General features: G+C 55.4%; 22 protein-coding genes and 1 tRNA gene. 10 read left to right on the top strand and 13 right to left on the bottom strand.

The window, feature by feature from the left end; all coding sequences use genetic code 11:
- Positions 1-131: 131 nt before the first annotated feature.
- On the top strand, positions 132-950 hold the full coding sequence (locus tag MWU51_RS01540; RefSeq protein WP_247033673.1) for a sulfotransferase family protein: 819 nt from the start codon (positions 132-134) through the stop codon (positions 948-950).
- Positions 951-955: 5 nt separating this feature from the next.
- Here MWU51_RS01540 and MWU51_RS01535 read toward each other — a convergent pair whose 3' ends face one another.
- Together MWU51_RS01535 and nth are read right to left on the bottom strand one after the other, a co-directional pair.
- Positions 956-1,948: an adenosine kinase gene (locus MWU51_RS01535; protein WP_247033669.1), complete on the bottom strand. Its 993-nt coding sequence runs from the start codon at positions 1,946-1,948 to the stop codon at positions 956-958.
- Positions 1,945-2,589, bottom strand: a complete 645-nt coding sequence (gene nth, locus MWU51_RS01530; RefSeq protein WP_247033667.1) for an endonuclease III — start codon at positions 2,587-2,589, stop codon at positions 1,945-1,947. The genes MWU51_RS01535 and nth overlap by 4 nt, the downstream gene beginning before the upstream one ends.
- 133 nt (positions 2,590-2,722) lie before the next feature.
- On the opposite strand from nth, the gene MWU51_RS01525 reads away from it, so the two are divergent.
- The 3 genes from MWU51_RS01525 to MWU51_RS01515 all read left to right on the top strand — a co-directional run bounded on the left by MWU51_RS01525 (position 2,723) and on the right by MWU51_RS01515 (position 5,200).
- Positions 2,723-3,571, top strand: a complete 849-nt coding sequence (locus MWU51_RS01525; RefSeq protein ID WP_247033658.1) for a bifunctional helix-turn-helix domain-containing protein/methylated-DNA--[protein]-cysteine S-methyltransferase — start codon at positions 2,723-2,725, stop codon at positions 3,569-3,571.
- A 95-nt stretch (positions 3,572-3,666) separates the two neighbouring features.
- Complete coding sequence (locus MWU51_RS01520) at positions 3,667-4,332, top strand: OmpA family protein (protein ID WP_247033656.1); 666 nt, start codon at positions 3,667-3,669, stop codon at positions 4,330-4,332.
- 109 nt (positions 4,333-4,441) lie between these two features.
- The gene (locus MWU51_RS01515; RefSeq protein WP_247033654.1) at positions 4,442-5,200 is read left to right on the top strand and encodes an FCD domain-containing protein; all 759 of its coding nucleotides are present in this window, start codon (positions 4,442-4,444) and stop codon (positions 5,198-5,200) included.
- Between the two features lie 80 nt (positions 5,201-5,280).
- Here MWU51_RS01515 and MWU51_RS01510 read toward each other — a convergent pair whose 3' ends face one another.
- From MWU51_RS01510 to MWU51_RS01490, 5 genes are all read right to left on the bottom strand, one after another.
- Entirely contained in the window at positions 5,281-5,844 is a 564-nt protein-coding gene (locus tag MWU51_RS01510; RefSeq protein WP_247033652.1) for an ATP F0F1 synthase subunit B, read from the bottom strand.
- A 4-nt stretch (positions 5,845-5,848) separates the two neighbouring features.
- Positions 5,849-6,391: a F0F1 ATP synthase subunit B' gene (locus tag MWU51_RS01505; RefSeq protein ID WP_247033646.1), complete on the bottom strand. Its 543-nt coding sequence runs from the start codon at positions 6,389-6,391 to the stop codon at positions 5,849-5,851.
- 73 nt (positions 6,392-6,464) lie between these two features.
- The gene (locus MWU51_RS01500) at positions 6,465-6,701 is read right to left on the bottom strand and encodes a F0F1 ATP synthase subunit C (RefSeq protein WP_055188564.1); all 237 of its coding nucleotides are present in this window, start codon (positions 6,699-6,701) and stop codon (positions 6,465-6,467) included.
- A gap of 62 nt (positions 6,702-6,763) precedes the next feature.
- On the bottom strand, positions 6,764-7,567 hold the full coding sequence (locus MWU51_RS01495; RefSeq protein ID WP_247038643.1) for a F0F1 ATP synthase subunit A: 804 nt from the start codon (positions 7,565-7,567) through the stop codon (positions 6,764-6,766).
- A 28-nt stretch (positions 7,568-7,595) separates the two neighbouring features.
- Positions 7,596-7,946, bottom strand: coding sequence for an AtpZ/AtpI family protein (locus MWU51_RS01490; protein WP_247033643.1), 351 nt, complete (start codon positions 7,944-7,946; stop codon positions 7,596-7,598).
- Positions 7,947-8,174: 228 nt separating this feature from the next.
- Between MWU51_RS01490 and MWU51_RS01485 the strand changes: the two genes are divergently transcribed.
- Entirely contained in the window at positions 8,175-8,510 is a 336-nt protein-coding gene (locus MWU51_RS01485; protein WP_247033641.1) for a metalloregulator ArsR/SmtB family transcription factor, read from the top strand.
- Here MWU51_RS01485 and MWU51_RS01480 read toward each other — a convergent pair.
- Positions 8,507-9,397, bottom strand: a complete 891-nt coding sequence (locus MWU51_RS01480) for a LysR family transcriptional regulator (RefSeq protein WP_247033613.1) — start codon at positions 9,395-9,397, stop codon at positions 8,507-8,509. The genes MWU51_RS01485 and MWU51_RS01480 overlap by 4 nt on opposite strands.
- A 111-nt stretch (positions 9,398-9,508) precedes the next feature.
- Here MWU51_RS01480 and MWU51_RS01475 point away from each other — a divergent pair, with 111 nt between their 5' ends.
- Positions 9,509-10,075, top strand: a complete 567-nt coding sequence (locus MWU51_RS01475; protein WP_247033609.1) for an NAD(P)H-dependent oxidoreductase — start codon at positions 9,509-9,511, stop codon at positions 10,073-10,075.
- Positions 10,076-10,113: 38 nt separating this feature from the next.
- On the opposite strand, the gene MWU51_RS01470 is transcribed toward MWU51_RS01475, so the two are convergent.
- Both MWU51_RS01470 and MWU51_RS01465 read right to left on the bottom strand, forming a co-directional pair.
- The gene (locus MWU51_RS01470; RefSeq protein ID WP_247038641.1) at positions 10,114-11,373 is read right to left on the bottom strand and encodes a glycerate kinase; all 1,260 of its coding nucleotides are present in this window, start codon (positions 11,371-11,373) and stop codon (positions 10,114-10,116) included.
- A gap of 92 nt (positions 11,374-11,465) precedes the next feature.
- A tRNA-Leu gene (locus MWU51_RS01465) sits at positions 11,466-11,552 on the bottom strand.
- A gap of 115 nt (positions 11,553-11,667) precedes the next feature.
- On the opposite strand from MWU51_RS01465, the gene lipB reads away from it, so the two are divergent.
- From lipB to MWU51_RS01450, 3 genes are all read left to right on the top strand, one after another.
- Positions 11,668-12,363 carry a lipoyl(octanoyl) transferase LipB gene (gene lipB / locus MWU51_RS01460; RefSeq protein ID WP_247033600.1) on the top strand — a complete coding sequence of 232 codons (696 nt, stop codon included), beginning with the start codon at positions 11,668-11,670 and terminating at the stop codon, positions 12,361-12,363.
- Between the two features lie 120 nt (positions 12,364-12,483).
- Entirely contained in the window at positions 12,484-12,960 is a 477-nt protein-coding gene (locus MWU51_RS01455; protein WP_247033593.1) for a cytochrome C, read from the top strand.
- Between the two features lie 195 nt (positions 12,961-13,155).
- The gene (locus MWU51_RS01450; RefSeq protein WP_247033583.1) at positions 13,156-14,829 is read left to right on the top strand and encodes a cytochrome c oxidase subunit 1; all 1,674 of its coding nucleotides are present in this window, start codon (positions 13,156-13,158) and stop codon (positions 14,827-14,829) included.
- Between the two features lie 74 nt (positions 14,830-14,903).
- On the opposite strand, the gene MWU51_RS01445 is transcribed toward MWU51_RS01450, so the two are convergent.
- Positions 14,904-15,263: a hypothetical protein gene (locus MWU51_RS01445; RefSeq protein WP_247033581.1), complete on the bottom strand. Its 360-nt coding sequence runs from the start codon at positions 15,261-15,263 to the stop codon at positions 14,904-14,906.
- Positions 15,264-15,451: 188 nt separating this feature from the next.
- Here MWU51_RS01445 and MWU51_RS01440 point away from each other — a divergent pair, with 188 nt between their 5' ends.
- Positions 15,452-15,955 carry a DUF2244 domain-containing protein gene (locus tag MWU51_RS01440; protein ID WP_247033580.1) on the top strand — a complete coding sequence of 168 codons (504 nt, stop codon included), beginning with the start codon at positions 15,452-15,454 and terminating at the stop codon, positions 15,953-15,955.
- 26 nt (positions 15,956-15,981) lie between these two features.
- Here MWU51_RS01440 and MWU51_RS01435 read toward each other — a convergent pair whose 3' ends face one another.
- Together MWU51_RS01435 and MWU51_RS01430 are read right to left on the bottom strand one after the other, a co-directional pair.
- Positions 15,982-16,488, bottom strand: coding sequence for a GNAT family N-acetyltransferase (locus tag MWU51_RS01435; protein WP_247033577.1), 507 nt, complete (start codon positions 16,486-16,488; stop codon positions 15,982-15,984).
- A gap of 81 nt (positions 16,489-16,569) precedes the next feature.
- Positions 16,570-17,028, bottom strand: coding sequence for a GatB/YqeY domain-containing protein (locus tag MWU51_RS01430; RefSeq protein WP_247038639.1), 459 nt, complete (start codon positions 17,026-17,028; stop codon positions 16,570-16,572).
- Positions 17,029-17,089 lie beyond the last annotated feature (61 nt).

The following is a 17,089-nucleotide window of genomic DNA, read 5'->3' as shown; positions in this document are numbered from 1 at the left end:
TAGGCACGAAGACTGCAGCCATTGATAGCGTGAAAGACCATTGAATAAACAGTGTTTCTTTGCTTTTTTCTGAACGGTATAGCTGTGTTCTGTTCAATCGGTCGTTGTATGGCCTCGGAGGTATTGAGTTAATGGGATTTCCCGGCACTTGGATGACCGAAAGCGAAAGCGTTGTGTATCGGGTCGTGCCCAAATGCGCTTGCTCGACCATTGGCCAGATCATGTACTATTCCGATCACGGCCGTTTTTTCGATGGTGACATCCATGACAGCACCGATGGACTGCACAAATGGGCGCAGGATGCTTCGCAAAAACTCATCGAAGACAACGTACTGGCGCATTCAAGCTATGCGTTCACCTGTGTTCGCAATCCTTATACGCGGATCCTGTCCAGTTTCTTTGACAAGATTTGCGGCATTCAGCGCAATGGCCGCCGGTACCGTGGCAATCTGGTGCCGCTTTTAATCCAGAAATACGGTATCGATGTAGGCGATCCAGACAACGGGTTTGAATTTGATCAGGTGAAAAGCTTTCGACGGTTCCTGCTGTTTGCCCGTGACACTATCCGGTGGCGACGTCCGATGGACCCTGACATTCATTGGTCAGCAATGTCTGGACACGTGGCAACCTTCATTGCCAATGGTGGACGATATGACAACATCGTCTGGACCGAACGGTTCAATGATGGGATGCAGCAAGTGCTTGACGCAATCGAGACGCCGCATTCCGTAACTTTGTCCGACATTCCACGCTTCAACGAAAGCGAAGGGCACGGCCCGAAGCGTGCCCACCCGGTCGAAGATTATTTCGACGATCTATCCATGCATCTGGTCTATGAAATCTACAACCGTGATTTCGACTTGTTCAAATATGATTTTGAAAACCCTGCCAACAAGATGCCCATCGGCGAGGTTGATCTGGACGAGGTGCACGCCAAGCTGGGTGATTGACCCGATCAGACCAGCCCATTGTCGCGCAGCAGCGCCAACAAGTTACGGTCGGCACGTGGCCCGATATGGCGGATCACCTCACCTGCAATGGTACACCCCATTTCGCCGCAAGTGCGCATGTCGGCACCATTGGCAAGACCGAAGAGGAACCCAGCTGCAAAACCATCACCAGCCCCGGTGGCATCGACGGGCACAATCCTTTCGACAGGCACATCCACACGCTCGCCATTTGCCAAGATCGCAACACCGTCGCCTGATCGGGTGCATACCACCATCGGGCAAATCGCGGCGGTTCTAGCGATTGCTTCTTCCATGTCATCAGTTTCAAACAGGGATTTGATCTCGTCTTCGTTTCCTATGACATAATCCAAATCGTGTTCGATCAGTGATAAGAAGTCGTCCCGGTGCCGTTCGACGCAGAAGGGATCGGAAATGGCGATGCCCGCAAGCCCGCCTGCGGCGCGACAAGCGCGAGCCATGGCGATGAACGCCTCTTTTCCCTTGTCCTTGTCGAATAGGTAACCTTCCAAAAACACAATCTCGGCGTCAGCCGCGACGTCCGGGTCCACATCGTCGGACCCCAGCTCAGCGGAAATACCCAGATAAGTATTCATCGACCGCTCACCATCAGGCGAGACAAAGATCATTGACCGCGAGGTCGGCAGCTCTCCACCCGGCACCGGAGGATTGATGAACCGTGTGCCATCCATCTCCATCGCGTCCGCATAGAAACGACCTAACGCATCATCATGCACCCGCCCGACGAACCCGGTCGGCAAGCCCAGCTTGCCGATGCCTGCCAGCGTGTTTGCGACGGATCCGCCGGCCGCCTGCTTGCGTTCTTTCATCGCGGCATACAGCACTTCGGCCCGATCGCGTTCAACCAGTTGCATTATGCCTTTTTCGATCCCCATCAGCTCAAGAAAACTATCATCGGCCACGGTCAACACGTCCACTACGGCATTGCCGATGCCAACAACCTTGTACTTTTTCGTCATATATTCTTGTCCTCGTAGGGGCATAGATCCCGGATAATACAGTTTCCGCACATTGGCTTGCGCGCCTTGCAGGTATAGCGCCCATGCAAGATCAACCAGTGATGGGCATGTTGTTGATAGTCAGCTGGAATGTTGTCTTCGATCGCGCGTTCGACCGCGTTCACGTCTTTGCCCACCGCTATTCCGGTACGGTTACCGACACGAAAGATATGCGTGTCAACCGCCTGCGCGGGGACGCCCCACCACATATTCAGAACCACATTTGCGGTCTTGCGCCCGACCCCCGGCAGCGATTGAAGCGCCGCGCGGGAATTCGGAACAACACCGCCGTATTCCTCAACCAGAATGCGGCTAAGCTTGATGACGTTTTTTGCCTTCTGCCGGAACAGACCGATGGTCTTGATATGTTCAATCAACCCATCTTCACCAAGGGCGAGCATCTTTTCGGGAGTATCGGCGATTTTGAACAGCGCACGTGTCGCTTTGTTGACGCCGACATCGGTAGCCTGCGCAGACAGCGCCACGGCGACGACCAGCGTGTAGGCATTCACGTGCTCAAGCTCGCCTTTCGGCTCTGGCTCGGCCGCGTGAAAACGCTCAAAGATCGCGCGGATCGGGTGATATCCCAGTTGTTTTGCCATGCCGTTCCTATGCCTTTTTCTGACCTCTCCGACAAGGCGGTTCCCTCATGATTTCGAACGGATGCGCACTTTCCGGGTCGCTTTACACTGGTAATCTGCGCCATTCTGGTACCGTAGAACAAGCGAGGCCGCCATGACCCTTCAGGAAGATAGTTATCATTACAACGTTATCCGCCGGGCGATCGACCACATCGATGCGAGCGACGGAGAATCTTTGTCGCTTGAGGCATTGGCCGCCAAGATGGATATGTCGCCCGCCCATTTTCAACGTGTTTTTTCACGCTGGGTCGGAGTGTCACCGAAACGTTATCAACAGTTCCTAACGCTGGGCCACGCAAAGACGCTTCTTCAGGATCGTTTTTCGACGCTGAAAACGTCCCATTCGGTTGGGTTGTCCGGGCAAGGGCGGCTACATGACCTTTTCTTACGATGGGAAGCGATGAGCCCTGGCGCATATGCCGCTGGCGGTGATGGTCTGACCATCCATTGGGGATGGTTCGACAGCCCCTTCGGCCCTGCTTTGGTTATGGGTACGGACAAGGGTATCTGCGGATTGGGTTTTGCGTCTGAGACCGGACCGCAAGTGGCCATGGCCGACCTCCGATCCCGCTGGCCCAATGCCAAGTTTCAGGAGGACCCAACGAAGTTAGCGCCTTGGGTAGATCAAGCATTCGATCAACGCGGCATGACGCCTCTGCACCTGATAGGTGCCCCGTTTCAGATCAAGGTGTGGGAGGCGTTGCTGTCCATACCTTCTGGCCACGTAACGACCTATTCGCAAATCGCCGAAACCATCGGATCCCCACGGGCCGTGCGGGCTGTCGGCACCGCCGTTGGGCGCAACCCGGTCAGTTGGTTGATTCCGTGCCATAGAGCGTTGCGTAAATCCGGCGCTCTCGGCGGCTATCACTGGGGCTTGCCGGTGAAGCGCGCGCTGCTTGCATGGGAAAGCGCCCAGACCGAGGATGCGGCAAGCGCCTGATTTCTGCGTAGTTTCGCCGACAAACGGGCTTGTTATTCGATATCAATCGTCATTCATGTAAGACAAACGCGAATAACAAACCTGAGGAATGCAGTATGCACGCTAAACGCTCAATCTTAATGCTCGCTGTTGTTGGTGCACTGGCCACAACGGCCTGTACATCACCGACACAGAGCCCGACGAGCAACATGGGCCCGCGCACCCAAAACGGTGCGGCAATCGGTGCCATCGCAGGCGGCCTTCTGGGCGCGACCCGCAAAGGCGACGGAAAGCTTGGCAAAGCAGCCGTTGGCGCGGTGATCGGCGGCGTGGTCGGTGGCGTCATTGGTCAGCAGCTTGACAAGCAGGCGGGCGATCTACGCCAGTCGATCGACAACGATCAGGTCAAGATCGTGAACACCGGCAACGAACTGATCGTGACATTGCCGCAAGACATCCTGTTCGCCACCGACAGCGCCGATGTCAGCTATGCGCTGCAATCCGATCTGCGTGCGGTGGCCGACAACCTGCGCCAATACCCGAACTCGGTGATCGAGGTCGTCGGCCACACGGACAATGTGGGCAACGCCGATTATAACCTGTCTCTGTCCAAGCGACGGGCTGCATCGGTGGCGTCTGTTCTGACGTCGAACGGCGTTCCGACGTCTCGTGTTGTGACTATCGGTTATGGCGAAGATCGTCCGGTTGCATCGAACCTTGATGCATATGGCCGTCAACAAAACCGCCGAGTTGAGATTATCATTCGTCCGATCCGTAACTGACCGGCCAATCGTGAGGGGAAGAAAGCCGGGCATGTGTCCGGCTTTTTTCATTGAGGCGCTGCCGCAAATGTGGTCATATTATATGACCAATTCGCGCGCAGGACACAGAATGCCATTTCAAAAAATAGCGGCAGGTAAGCTGTCACAATCCGTCGTCGAACAGATTGAACTGTTGATCTTGCGTGGCATCTTGCGCCCGGGCGAACGCTTGCCATCTGAACGGGATCTCTCTGATCGGATGGGCGTGTCGCGTCCTTCGTTGCGTGATGCGATTGCGGATCTAGAAGACAAGGGTCTTTTGGCGCGCCGGGCTGGTGCTGGTATCTATGTCAGTGACAGTCTGGACAGTTCTTTCCCGCCCGCGCTGGTTCAACTTTTCTCGCGTCACGACGAGGCAGTCTATGACTACATTGCGTTTCGCAGAGATATGGAGGGGCTGGCTGCTGAACGGGCCGCGAAGTTTGCATCCGATACAGATCTGAAAGTGATCGCAGAACTTTTTCAAAAGATGGAAGGCGCACCCGAGAGTCAGGGTGCCGATCTGGACAGCGACTTTCACATGGCAATCATCGAAGCCAGCCACAACGTGTTGATGGTTCACATGATGCGCGCCATGTATGACCTGTTGAAACAAGGAGTGTTCTACAGCCGCCAGGTGGTTATCCAGATCACCAATACGCGCCTTGACCTGCTGGAACAGCACCGGGCCATTAATGACGCGCTTCAAGCCCGCGATCCCGTGAAAGCTCGGGCGGCCATCGAGGCGCATATGGATTTCGTGACTCAAGCTTACTCCGATCTGCGCCGCGCAGATCGCAACGAAGAGGTCGCACTCCAACGTCTGACCTATGAAAAAGAGCGCACATAGGCGCGCAACACACCGAACGTCACCCAACAAAAAACCCGACCGCAGGGGCCGGGCTTTCTAACTTTCATTTAGCCTACGGCTTAGTGCAGCTTGGCTTCGACCGTCTTGATCGCATCGTCGATCAGGCTGTTGCCTTCGGTCGCCGTCATCTGCTTGGCGATCACATCGCGCGCCGCAGCCACCGCGACCTGAGCGGCGGTGTCACGCACCTCTTTCACGGCGGCAGATTGGGCCGAAACGATCTGGTCTTCTGCGGCCGCAAGACGACGCGCGATCGAGGCTTTCAGATCCTCTTTCGCAGCGGCCGCTGCATTGGCTGCTTCTTCCTTCGCATGGGCGACAATACGATCTGCCTGCTTGGCGACTTCTTTCTGCTTGCGCTCATAGGACGCCAGAATGGTCTGCGCCTCTTCCCGCAAGGCGCGCGCCTCTTCCAATTCGGACTTGATGCCGTCTGCACGGTTGTCCAGCTGAGAGCCAAGCATATTGTGAATGCCCATATAGCCCAAGAAGGTGATGAACAGCAGGAACGCCAGCATCACGACGGTGTTGGTGTTGGCCAGATCGGCCCACCCCGTATCACCTGCTGCAAATGCAGGCATGGCGATTACGGAGAACAGCGGAGCAAGAGTAAATGTCTTCATGTTTTTACCCTTTCATCCGCGATGTCACCGCAGCGGTGATAGATTTGGCATCAGCTTTGTAACCCAAAGAAGCGAGAATTTCCTTCGCTGTATCCTTGGCTACAGCTTTCACACTGTCCACGGCACCGGCGCGAATTTCCGCAATCGCGGCTTCACTTTCGGCAGCCTTGGCCGCAATCTCTGCGTCTGCCTTGGCGGCAGCGGCATCAACCTCGCCCTGAATATCGGCGCGTGCTTCTGCAACAATCTTGTTTGCTTCTGCACGAGCGTCGGCCAGCGCCTTGTTGTAAGCGTCTTCAGCTTCAACAGCTTTCTGCTTCAGCTCTTCAGCGGCTGCCAGATCACTAGTGATCGTGCCCCGACGTTCCGCCAGCACAGCCTCAATCCGGGGCAATGCGACCTTTGTCAGGACCAGATAGATTACGACCAGCGTGACAACGAGCCAGAAAATCTGGTTCCCGAAGGTCGAGAAGTCCAGTTGCGGCATGCCGGCGGCTTCTGCGCCACCATGTGCACCGTCCGCGGTCTGTTGCGTATTACTTGCCATGTCTTATCTCCAAACCGGATTACTTGGGGCGAAACACCAAAGGCTTCGCCCCCGCGTAAGGATGGTTCAGGTCTTAGACAGCAAACATCAGCAGCAGAGCAACCAGGAACGAGAAGATGCCCAGGGCTTCTGCAAATGCGATACCGATGAACAGGGTCGCGGTTTGTGCGGCAGCTGCCGACGGGTTGCGCAGAGCACCGGCCAGGAAGTTACCAGCAACGTGGCCCACACCGATAGCGGCGGCACCCGAACCGATAGCTGCCAGACCTGCACCGATGAATTGACCCATTTGAGCGATATTGCCTTCCATTGTGATTTCTCCTTACGTTGGAATGCTTGAATTAGGATTGGTGAGCGGGCTGCAACCGTGGCTTAGTGCGACGGATGCAGAGCGTCTTTCAGATATACGCAGGTCAGGATCGAGAACACGTAGGCCTGGATGAAGGCTACGAGCACTTCGAGCGCATAGAACGCTGCGATTGCGAGGATTGGCAGGAAGCCGAACAGCCCCAGAGCTGCGGCAAAGCCGGCGAAAACCTTGATCACCGCGTGGCCGGCCATCATGTTGCCTGCCAAACGAATGGAGTGGCTGACGGGGCGCACGAAATAGGAAATGATCTCGATGATGGCTAGAACCGGGCGCAGCGGCAACGGTGCGGCCGAAACCCAGAACAGTCCAAGAAAACCAACGCCGTTCTTGACGAAGCCCAGCACGGTCACGAAAACGAACACGATCAAGGCCAGCACCGCGGTAACAGCGATGTGGCTGGTGGCGGTAAAGCTGGTCGGGATCAGACCAAGGAAGTTGGCGAACACGATAAACATGAACAATGTCATGATACCGGGGAAGTATTTGACGGCGTCTTTGCCTGCCACGTCTTCAACCATTTTGTAGACGAAGCCATAGGCCAGTTCAGCAACCGATTGCCCTCGCGTTGGCACAATAGCGCGGCCACGCGACCCGACCACCAGAAGCAGCACAATGCCGACGATCGCTATAACCATCCAAAGAGTCTGGTTGGTCGGTGTAAAGGTGCCAAGATGGTCACCACCGAACAGCGGTTTGATCTCGAACTGATCCATCGGATGAATGGCCAGACCCGGATGCTCGGGTGCAAAAATCAGGCCCGACAGAAGCACCAAGGCCAGAACAACAAAGAATGCAATCTTGATGATCGGGCCGCCACCCTGTTTTGCGCTTTGTTCAGCCACGTCCGTTACCCTCTTCTTCTGCGGCATTCTGCGCGTTTTGCGCGTCTTCCGCTTTTTTCTGCATCTGGGCTGCAGTCGAAAGCATGACCTTCATGCCTGCCGCAAAACCCAACATCATAAACAGCACCATGAAGATGGGTTTTGTGCCAAACAGCCCGTCTAACCCGTATCCGATGCCAAAGCCGATCAACAGACCGACCGTAAGCTCTATGACCATCTGCCAGGCGAAGGACGCCTGGTTATAGGCCTCGTCCCCGGTTTTTTTCTGCTTCTCCTCACCCTTCGCCTCTTTCAGGCGCGCCTCGAGCTGCTGTAGGCGCTCGCGATCGGGTTCGTTGGACAAGGAAATGCCTCCGGTGACGGTTGCTGCATGTGCTAAGGGTTGAAACGCTTTGAGTCAACGGCGTTTAGCGCGAACACCCAACCGCCTAATATATTGATATTTATGAATTTTAGTCGTCGCCAGCTTTCGCCATAGCGCAGCCTGCCCGTTTCGGGTGCTGATTGGCACCAAAACCGCTTATTCAACCATCTGGTTGACGATTGAAACGCCCGGACGTAACCCACAGGTATGAACACTCGTCTTGATCTTGCCTTTGCCGCACTGTCCGACCCGACCCGACGCGCCATTCTGACCATGCTTCTTGAAGATGACATGGCGGTCACCGATGTCGCAGAGCCGTTTGAAATGTCGCTGGCCGCAATCTCAAAGCACCTGACAATCCTGACCCGCGCCGGGTTGATCAGCCAGGAAAAGCGAGGACGGGTGAAGTGGTGCAAACTGGAACCGGATGCCCTGCGCGAAGCATCGATCTGGATGCAGGGGTTTGGGCAGTTTGAGCCTGTGAACCTTGACGCGTTTGAGCGGTTTCTTGAAACCGAACTACGCGACGAACAAACCAGTTAAGGCAAGGACAAGCCCACGTCTTCCTTCGCCCATTGCCGAGCAGCGGTTTTAAGCTGCGTCAGAATGGCCTGCACTTTTGTCGACCGATGAAGGTCAACATGTGTCACCAGCCAAAGATGCGATATCCACTCTTCTTTAGGGGGCACGACCTCAACCAGTCCGCCCAATGCGCCTCGCACCGCAAAACCTAACCCTGCCCCAGCGATCAATGCCTCGTGCATTGCAAAATCGTCGGACACTTGAAACCGCACATTCTCGGCCGGAATGTTCTGTGCAAGCCATTGCATGAACGGCGCGCGGGAGTTCAGATCACCCGTTCCGATGAAATGATGATCGGCCAATGTCTCTTCGGTCGGCAAACCGTGCTTGTCGATATAGGATTGCGCAGCATAGAGGCCAATGCCCACATTCAGAAACGGCTGGACCACATTGTCAGGTTCTTGCGGCGCCGTTCCGGCACGGATCGCGACATGTGCCTCGCCATATTCGAGTTTGAAAATCCTTGGGCCGGTCAAAAGCCGCACACGCAATCCGGGATAGCGGGATTGAAACTCGGTCAACACTGGCGCGAGCCGAGCTGAGAACCCCGGCAGAGCGGTGATCACCAGATCGCCGGTGACGTCATCGCCCTGCCCCTTCAATCGTCCCTCAAGTTGGGTGAACTGGTCTTCGGTCACTTGTGCAATCCGCGCAAGATCGGATCCCGCCTCGGTCGGCGAATAGCCGCGTGCGTGGCGTTGAAACAGTTTGACGCCAAGCCGGGCTTCAATGGCATCAATATGACGAATGACCGTTGCATGATGGATGCCCAACACTGCTGCTGCTCCACTGACCGTGCCTGCCCGCGCGACATGATAAGCTGTTCGGATTTCGTCCCAGTGGTTCATCGGGTCCTTCAATCTTTCTGTGCGAATTCTAACAGATACTGTTAATTTGTGCAGATTGCGTTTTTTTTTGCAAGTCCACATATCTTATCCAAAGCAATACTGGAGCACTACATGACACATATCCTTCGCATCGACAGTTCCGCCCGGGCGGACGGTTCAATCTCTCGCGCACTGGCTGATAAAGTGATCGCCAAGTACTCCGACGCCACCGTCACCACACGTGATCTGGCGCAGGGCGTACCGCATCTGACGGCTGCATGGACCGCCGCCACCTTCACCCCACCCGAAGCGCGGACGGAAGATGACAACGCAGCACTGGACCTGTCAGATCAGATTGTGGCCGAAGTTCAGCAAGCCGAGCTGATCGTGATATCTGCGGCGACCTATAACTTTTCGATCCCGTCCACATTGAAGGCATGGATTGATCAACTGGCTCGCGCAGGCGTCACATTTCGCTATCGCGAAGACGGCACACCCGAAGGTCTTTTGACCGGAAAGCGTGTGATTGTTGTGACCGCCTCTGCTGGAACTCCGGTTGGCGCGCCACATGATTTTGCAACACCCTATCTGAAATTTATTCTCGGCTTCTTGGGCATGACAGATGTTGATTTCATCTCGGCAACCGGGCCGGATGGTCTTTCTGAAGCGGATGCCAGTATCGAAAAACTGGCAGCATGACTTAGAATGGGGTGTCCAATGCGGGCACCCTTTTTACTCTATTTGATAAGAATCGCCCGGAAATCATTGACATTGGTGCCTGTCGGCCCTGGTGAGAACAGATCACCCAACGCATCGAATGCCGCCCACGCGTCATTTTGTGCCAACAGGGCAGACGGGTCGTGACCCAAAGTTCGAAGCCGTCCGGCAGTCTGGCCATCAATAAACGCCCCAGCGTTGTCTTCTGATCCGTCAATCCCGTCGGTATCTGCCGCTAGGGCAGTGAACCCAGTCAGGCCATCGCATGTGATTGCCAGCGACAGAAGGAACTCAGTATTTCGGCCTCCGCGCCCGGCACCTTTCAATGTTACAGTCGTTTCGCCGCCTGACAGCAAAACGCAGGGGGCACTGAACGGTTGATTGCGCATCAACACCTCACGCGTCATAGCGCCGTGCATCTTCGCCACCTCACGCGCCTCTCCTTCTATTGCGTCAGACAGAAGAACTGCGGGAATGCCCAGCACCCGCGCCCGTGCAGCAGCGGCTTCAAGGCTCAGGCGCGCCGAAGCGACAACGTCCACCTGATGGCCACCAAAGGCGGGGTCTGACGGCGACGGTGCTGGATTGGTCCGTATATGCTCCACGATATGAACGGGCACATCAATGTTCCACGACGAAATCGCTGCAAGCGCCTGCGCTTGATCTGCGTCGTCGGGAACCGTTGGACCAGATGCGACCTGCGACGGGACATCGCCGGGCACATCAGATACGATCAGACTGACGACCTGGGCGGGAAAGGCGGCCATAGCCAATCGTCCACCTTTTATCCGTGACACATGCTTACGGATCGCATTCATCACCGAAATCGGTGCCCCAGACGCCAACAGCGCATCGTTCAGTTGCTGCTCATCTTCAAGCGTCATCCCGTCGGGTGGCGCAGGAAGTAATGCAGATCCACCCCCCGTGATCAGTGCGACGACAAGATCGTCCGCACCCAACCCGCTGACCGAATCTAACAACGCGACCGCGGCCACAAGCCCAGCGGCATCGGGCACGGGGTGTGCGGCTTCCAAAACACGTATGTTCTGACATGGCGTAGCGTAACCGTAACGCGTAACAACGACGCCCTCGACCGGCTCGCCCCATAGCTCTTCAAATGCTGCTGCCAGTTGCGCGACGCCTTTACCCGCACCGACCACCACGGTTTTACCCTTCGGTTTCTCCGGCAAATTTCCCCGCAGAACTGTTTCTGCGTTTGCAGCGGTGATGGCCGCATCGAACAGATCTGTCAGAAAGGCTTTGTCATCAGGATCAAGCATGGCGCGACCATAGCCTTGCGTCGGATTGACAGGCAAGCGGATTGCAAGCCGATCCGGCGACGAGCAGTCGTTCGCAAAATGTGCGTGAGATATGGTGCGGTCGGTGGGACTCGAACCCACACGAGTGTTACCTCACAGCGACCTCAACGCTGCGCGTCTACCAATTCCGCCACGACCGCAAGCCCAGGCTAGGTGACGCGCTTCATATCGAAGGGGTCTTGGGATGTGAAGCCAAAAAATGCGAACCCAAGATAATTCAGGATGCATTTTGACAATGCCACAAAGCGGTGCCAAATGAAGCCTATGAAAGCCTTACCAGATATGCCCCCTGTCAGATGGGAAACAGCCGAAACATTGGTCGACTACACAGCCGCCGTTGCGCGTATGGAAGCACATGTCGATGCCATGGCGCGTGGTGAGGCGGGCGAGATGATCTGGCTTCTGGAACATCCGCCACTTTACACAGCAGGCACATCTGCCGACCCGAAAGACCTTGTGACACCTGACCGGTTTCCAGTCCACTCGTCAAAGCGGGGCGGACAATACACATATCATGGACCGGGCCAACGCGTTGCTTATGTGATGCTGGATGTGGGCAAGCGCGGACGCGATGTGCGCGCATTCGTTGGTGCGCTTGAAGAATGGGTCATCGACACGCTTGCCGAATTCAACGTCACCGGTGAGCGGCGCGAAGGCCGTGTCGGCGTCTGGGTCGTGCGTGATGACAAGCCCAAAACCGCTTTGGGCCAATCGCCCGAGGACAAGATCGCTGCCATCGGAGTGCGCCTGCGCAAATGGGTAAGCTTCCACGGGATCTCGATCAATGTTGAACCGGACCTGGAACATTTTTCGGGCATTGTGCCGTGCGGCATCTCTGAACACGGCGTGACCAGCCTTGTAGATCTGAGTTTGCCTGTCACCATGGATGATGTGGACAATGCCTTGCGTCGATGTTTTGATAAGGTCTTCGGCCCTGCCGGCAAAAACTAGCCTGAATGGCCTCCTATATACCCTGCGACAGCTCGCCATCTTTCAATCGGGTTGCAATCACTGCAGGGTCCGCACAACAAAGCGCATAACGCGTGAAATAGACATATCAAGAGGACCAACATGAAGACGATTCTCTCTTCCGCAGCTATGATTCTTGCTCTTTCGGGCACAGCCTTCGCAGAAGGCGACGTCGCCAAAGGCGAAAAAGATTTCAAAAAATGCAAATCGTGCCACGGCATTGTCGATGACAGCGGCGAAGCACTGTTCAAAGGCGGTAAGACCGGCCCGAACCTTTACGGTGTAGTTGGCCGCCAGGCTGGCACCGTTGAAGATTTCAAATACGGCGATTCCATTGTTGCTGCAGGCGAAGCCGGTTTGGTTTGGACCGAAGAACTGCTGATGGAGTACATCAAGGATCCCAAAGGTTTCTTGAAAGAACACACCGGTGATTCCGCAGCCAAGTCGAAGATGACCTTCAAATGGGGCAAGCCCGAAGACATCGTTGCCTTCCTCGCCACCTTCTCGCCTGAAATGTCGGGCGAAGGTGAGGCCACTGAAAGTGAAGCGACTGAAAGCGATTCGACCACCACCAACTAAGGCTTATCAGCGACAAGGCTGATTTTTCGCTGAAACGTCACGCCCTGCCCGGTAATTATCGGTGCGGGGCGTATTTTTTTTAAGCAATGCGACCATTGCGACATTGCCCGTCCCCCCGCCTCATATTACACACGTTAAAAAGCCGGGTGAGGTTTTGCCTCGCTTTGGTCACGTTAACCCTAAAGGGAGGGATACATGGCGGACGCAGCCATTCACGACCATGACCACCACGATGATCGCGGGTTCTTTACCCGGTGGTTCATGTCGACCAACCACAAAGATATCGGGATCCTGTATCTGTTTCTGGCCGGACTGACGGGTTTCATTTCGGTCAGCTTCACCGTTTACATGCGGCTTGAGTTGATGGAACCCGGTGTTCAATACATGTGTCTTGAAGGTGCGCGTTTCATTGCAGACGCCGCCGCAGAGTGCACGCCCAACGGCCACCTCTGGAACGTGATGATCACCTATCACGGCGTTCTGATGATGTTCTTCGTGGTCATCCCTGCCCTGTTCGGCGGGTTCGGTAACTATTTCATGCCGCTGCAAATTGGTGCACCGGATATGTCCTTCCCGCGGATGAACAACCTATCGTTCTGGCTTTACGCCACGGGTGTGGCTCTTGGCGTGGCTTCGCTGCTGGCGCCGGGTGGAAATGACCAACTTGGGTCTGGTGTCGGTTGGGTTCTGTATCCGCCGCTGTCCACGACAGAAGGTGGGTATTCGATGGACCTTGCGATCTTCGCGGTTCACGTGTCGGGTGCCTCGTCGATCCTGGGTGCGATCAACATCATCACAACATTCCTGAACATGCGTGCCCCTGGCATGACGCTGTTCAAAGTGCCTCTGTTCGCGTGGTCGATCTTTGTAACGGCATGGCTGATCCTTCTTTCGCTGCCGGTTCTGGCAGGCGCAATCACCATGCTGTTGATCGACCGTAACTTCGGCGGGACGTTCTTTGACCCGTCAGGTGGCGGCGACCCGATCCTGTATCAGCACATCCTGTGGTTCTTTGGACACCCGGAAGTGTATATCGTGATCCTGCCCGGCTTCGGTTTGATCAGCCACGTGATCGGTACATTCGCCCGCAAACCGATCTTCGGCTACATGCCGATGGTCTGGGCCTTGATCGCTATTGGCTTCATCGGCTTCGTCGTGTGGGCGCACCACATGTACACCGTTGGCATGTCGCTGACCCAGCAGTCCTATTTCATGCTGGCCACGATGGTCATTGCGGTGCCGACAGGCGTTAAGATCTTCTCATGGATCGCGACGCTCTGGGGCGGCTCGATCGAGTTCAAGACACCGATGCTGTTTGCTATGGGCTTCTTGTTCCTGTTCACCGTGGGTGGTGTGACGGGCGTCGTGCTGTCGCAAGCAGGTGTCGACCGCGTCTATCACGACACCTATTACGTTGTGGCACACTTCCACTATGTGATGTCGATTGGTGCGGTGATGTGTATCTTTGCAGGCATCTATTACTGGATCGGAAAAATGTCCGGTCGCCAGTACCCTGAATGGGCCGGCAAGATCCACTTCTGGACCTTCTTCATCGGTGTGAACCTGACCTTCTTCCCGCAACACTTCCTAGGCCGCCAAGGCATGCCCCGTCGTTACATCGACTACCCGGAAGCATTTGCCTACTGGAACAAGATCAGCTCTTACGGTGCGTTCCTGTCTTTCGCGTCATTCGTGTTCTTCATTGGCATCGTGTTTTACACGCTGTTCAAGGGCAAACGCGTGACCGAAAACAACTACTGGAACGAATATGCGGACACGCTGGAATGGACCCTGCCCAGCCCACCGCCCGAACATACCTTTGAAATCCTGCCCAAGCAGGAAGAATGGGACAAAGGTCATTCGCACTAAGCGGACCTGAAAAACCAAACAAGGCCCGGACATTGTCCGGGCCTTTTCCTTTCACAGGTTTGCATAACGTTGGACTACTCGGCCACCGGAAGCGTCAGTTTAAATCGCTTATGCCCCCACCCGTCGACGCTGGTCCGCGCCCGGATCCAGATCACTTCAGCCCCCTTCGGCAACGAAACCCCCGATAGGCTTCGGGTGAACGGCTGCTCATTCGCGTGCGGGTGCTGCAGCACACGAGTGCCCTGCGTATCGCCAGCTGTATTCTCGACCCGCCAACCGTCGGCATAGTCATCCCATCCGGTTTCAGCATGGGCGATTGTAACTGAGATATTCCAACCAGAGCCGGAAGAAGATGCAGTCGCATCAACAATCTCGGCCTCGTGGGCAATGGCGGGTGTGGCTGCGCAAAGCAGGCCAATCCACAGATGTCGCATCATACCGTTCCTTGCATGTGATAGTGTTGAGTGTGCCCCGCCAACGCGACTTGTGCCAATCACGTCTGGGCGAGCGGTGTGACGGGACACCATGGCGAAACGCAGACCAAACTCCAGCTTTTTCTCTTGCGTCATCAGCCTGCACGGGTTTTTCATAGGCGTTCTTGAACCGCAGAAAGCCAGCCCCGATGCCATACGAGTGGATGCCAGTCGACGCCCCCGGGGGCCCAAAAGCAGAGCTGCACATATGGCCGTTCCGATCCCTGCCGCGTCGCGGATTTGTATGGATCATGGGGCTGGGCTTTTCGCTGATGCTGATCCCACTTCTGGCTCTGTTAGGCACGGCAACGCTGTGGTGGCTGCTGCCGTTTGCATTGGGAGCCATGGGGGCTCTGTGGTTCTTCATCGAGAAAAGCTACAAGGACGGCGAAATTCTGGAAGAACTGCTGATCTGGTCGGATCGAATTACCCTGACCCGGCACGGCCCGGGGCGAAATGTCCAGCATTGGGAAGCGAACACATATTGGGTCACAGTCGAAATGCACAAGAAAGGAGGACCTATCCCAAACTATGTGACACTGAAAGGAAACAACCGTGAGGTCGAGATTGGTGCGTTCCTCTCTGAAAAAGAGCGTCCAAAACTGTATGAAGAACTATGCGAGGCTCTGCTACGTGCCAAATCATATGGCTAGGTTGACACGACCACCGCGACGCAGACCTAAAGTGGTCGCTCGTAATACCTTATCAGATGATCCAGATAAGGTGTTTCTTGATGATAGGGTGTGCGTTCCTTGAAGCCCAGCTTCTCGTACAGGCCTGACGCTTCAACCAAGGCGCGGCCAGTGTCGAGGCGGACGATTTTATGTCCATCCTTCCGGGCCTGCTCCATCAGCGCCAAAGTCAGCAACTCTCCAGCCCCAAGCCCGCGCGCTTCATGTGTGACGAAGACACGCTGAATCTCGGCCACGCTTTCTTCCATCCTGCGCATCATGCCACAGCCAACCGCTTTGCCATCCTGATATGCGATAAGCAGATCACCGTGTGGACGGGCATGGATCTGTGCAAACCCCGTCACCAGATCGTCAATCTTGTTCGGGTCGTATTTCTTCTGGATGTTCTCTCGTTCTTCCGGCGATCTTTCGAACAGAAAAGCGATGTAGCCAAGAAACAGTTTCGCAACGATTTGCGTATCTTGTGGAAATCTGGCGCGTTCGATCTTCAGCATTGTTTGGGTATCTCGTTTATCAGACACAACCATTATACCCAAGTGGCTGGAAAAATTGCTCTAAAGCTGGCAAAGGCTGATTTACCCCAGCTTTTCTTTCACCATTGGCCCGACTTTACCAAAATCCATCTGTCCGGTGAATTTCGCTTTCAACGCGCCCATGACCTTGCCCATATCCCGAATGCTGTCAGCACCGACTTCGGTAATAGCTTCGGCCACAGCGGCGTCCGTTTCTTCTTCGGACAGTTGTTTTGGCAAAAACTCTTCGATCACGACGATTTCTGAGCGCTCCTTCTCGGCCAATTCAAGCCGCCCGCCTTCTTCATAGGCTCGCGCGCTTTCCTGCCGTTGCTTTACCATCTTACCCAGAATGGCCAAAACGTCGGCGTCCGTGATTTCAACCTCTTCGCCCGTACCACGCATGGCAATATCGCGATCCTTGATCGCAGCGCTGATCAAGCGAAGCGTCGATAACCGCGCCGCATCCTTGTTTTTCATCGCCGTCTTCAGGGCGTCATTTACCCGGTTGCGCATGTCCATGGGTTCATCCATCTACAGTGTCCATTACGAAGCTCGCAACTTATCGAAAAGCGAAGAGGCA

The organism is Aliiroseovarius sp. F47248L (assembly GCF_023016085.1).
Classification (GTDB): domain Bacteria; phylum Pseudomonadota; class Alphaproteobacteria; order Rhodobacterales; family Rhodobacteraceae; genus Aliiroseovarius.
Note: the sequence above shows the minus strand (reverse complement) of the source record. Positions and strands in the feature narration are given on the sequence as shown.

Bases quoted from the DNA above. Each gene is read 5' to 3' on its own strand.
- MWU51_RS01540 (WP_247033673.1), top strand. From the start codon at position 132: ATGGGATTTCCCGGCACTTGGATGACCGAAAGCGAAAGCGTTGTGTAT.
- MWU51_RS01535 (WP_247033669.1), bottom strand. From the start codon at position 1,948: ATGACGAAAAAGTACAAGGTTGTTGGCATCGGCAATGCCGTAGTGGAC.
- nth (WP_247033667.1), bottom strand. From the start codon at position 2,589: ATGGCAAAACAACTGGGATATCACCCGATCCGCGCGATCTTTGAGCGT.
- MWU51_RS01525 (WP_247033658.1), top strand. From the start codon at position 2,723: ATGACCCTTCAGGAAGATAGTTATCATTACAACGTTATCCGCCGGGCG.
- MWU51_RS01520 (WP_247033656.1), top strand. From the start codon at position 3,667: ATGCACGCTAAACGCTCAATCTTAATGCTCGCTGTTGTTGGTGCACTG.
- MWU51_RS01515 (WP_247033654.1), top strand. From the start codon at position 4,442: ATGCCATTTCAAAAAATAGCGGCAGGTAAGCTGTCACAATCCGTCGTC.
- MWU51_RS01510 (WP_247033652.1), bottom strand. From the start codon at position 5,844: ATGAAGACATTTACTCTTGCTCCGCTGTTCTCCGTAATCGCCATGCCT.
- MWU51_RS01505 (WP_247033646.1), bottom strand. From the start codon at position 6,391: ATGGCAAGTAATACGCAACAGACCGCGGACGGTGCACATGGTGGCGCA.
- MWU51_RS01500 (WP_055188564.1), bottom strand. From the start codon at position 6,701: ATGGAAGGCAATATCGCTCAAATGGGTCAATTCATCGGTGCAGGTCTG.
- MWU51_RS01485 (WP_247033641.1), top strand. From the start codon at position 8,175: ATGAACACTCGTCTTGATCTTGCCTTTGCCGCACTGTCCGACCCGACC.
- MWU51_RS01480 (WP_247033613.1), bottom strand. From the start codon at position 9,397: ATGAACCACTGGGACGAAATCCGAACAGCTTATCATGTCGCGCGGGCA.
- MWU51_RS01475 (WP_247033609.1), top strand. From the start codon at position 9,509: ATGACACATATCCTTCGCATCGACAGTTCCGCCCGGGCGGACGGTTCA.
- MWU51_RS01470 (WP_247038641.1), bottom strand. From the start codon at position 11,373: ATGCTTGATCCTGATGACAAAGCCTTTCTGACAGATCTGTTCGATGCG.
- lipB (WP_247033600.1), top strand. From the start codon at position 11,668: ATGAAGCCTATGAAAGCCTTACCAGATATGCCCCCTGTCAGATGGGAA.
- MWU51_RS01455 (WP_247033593.1), top strand. From the start codon at position 12,484: ATGAAGACGATTCTCTCTTCCGCAGCTATGATTCTTGCTCTTTCGGGC.
- MWU51_RS01450 (WP_247033583.1), top strand. From the start codon at position 13,156: ATGGCGGACGCAGCCATTCACGACCATGACCACCACGATGATCGCGGG.
- MWU51_RS01445 (WP_247033581.1), bottom strand. From the start codon at position 15,263: ATGCGACATCTGTGGATTGGCCTGCTTTGCGCAGCCACACCCGCCATT.
- MWU51_RS01440 (WP_247033580.1), top strand. From the start codon at position 15,452: ATGCCATACGAGTGGATGCCAGTCGACGCCCCCGGGGGCCCAAAAGCA.
- MWU51_RS01435 (WP_247033577.1), bottom strand. From the start codon at position 16,488: ATGCTGAAGATCGAACGCGCCAGATTTCCACAAGATACGCAAATCGTT.
- MWU51_RS01430 (WP_247038639.1), bottom strand. From the start codon at position 17,028: ATGGACATGCGCAACCGGGTAAATGACGCCCTGAAGACGGCGATGAAA.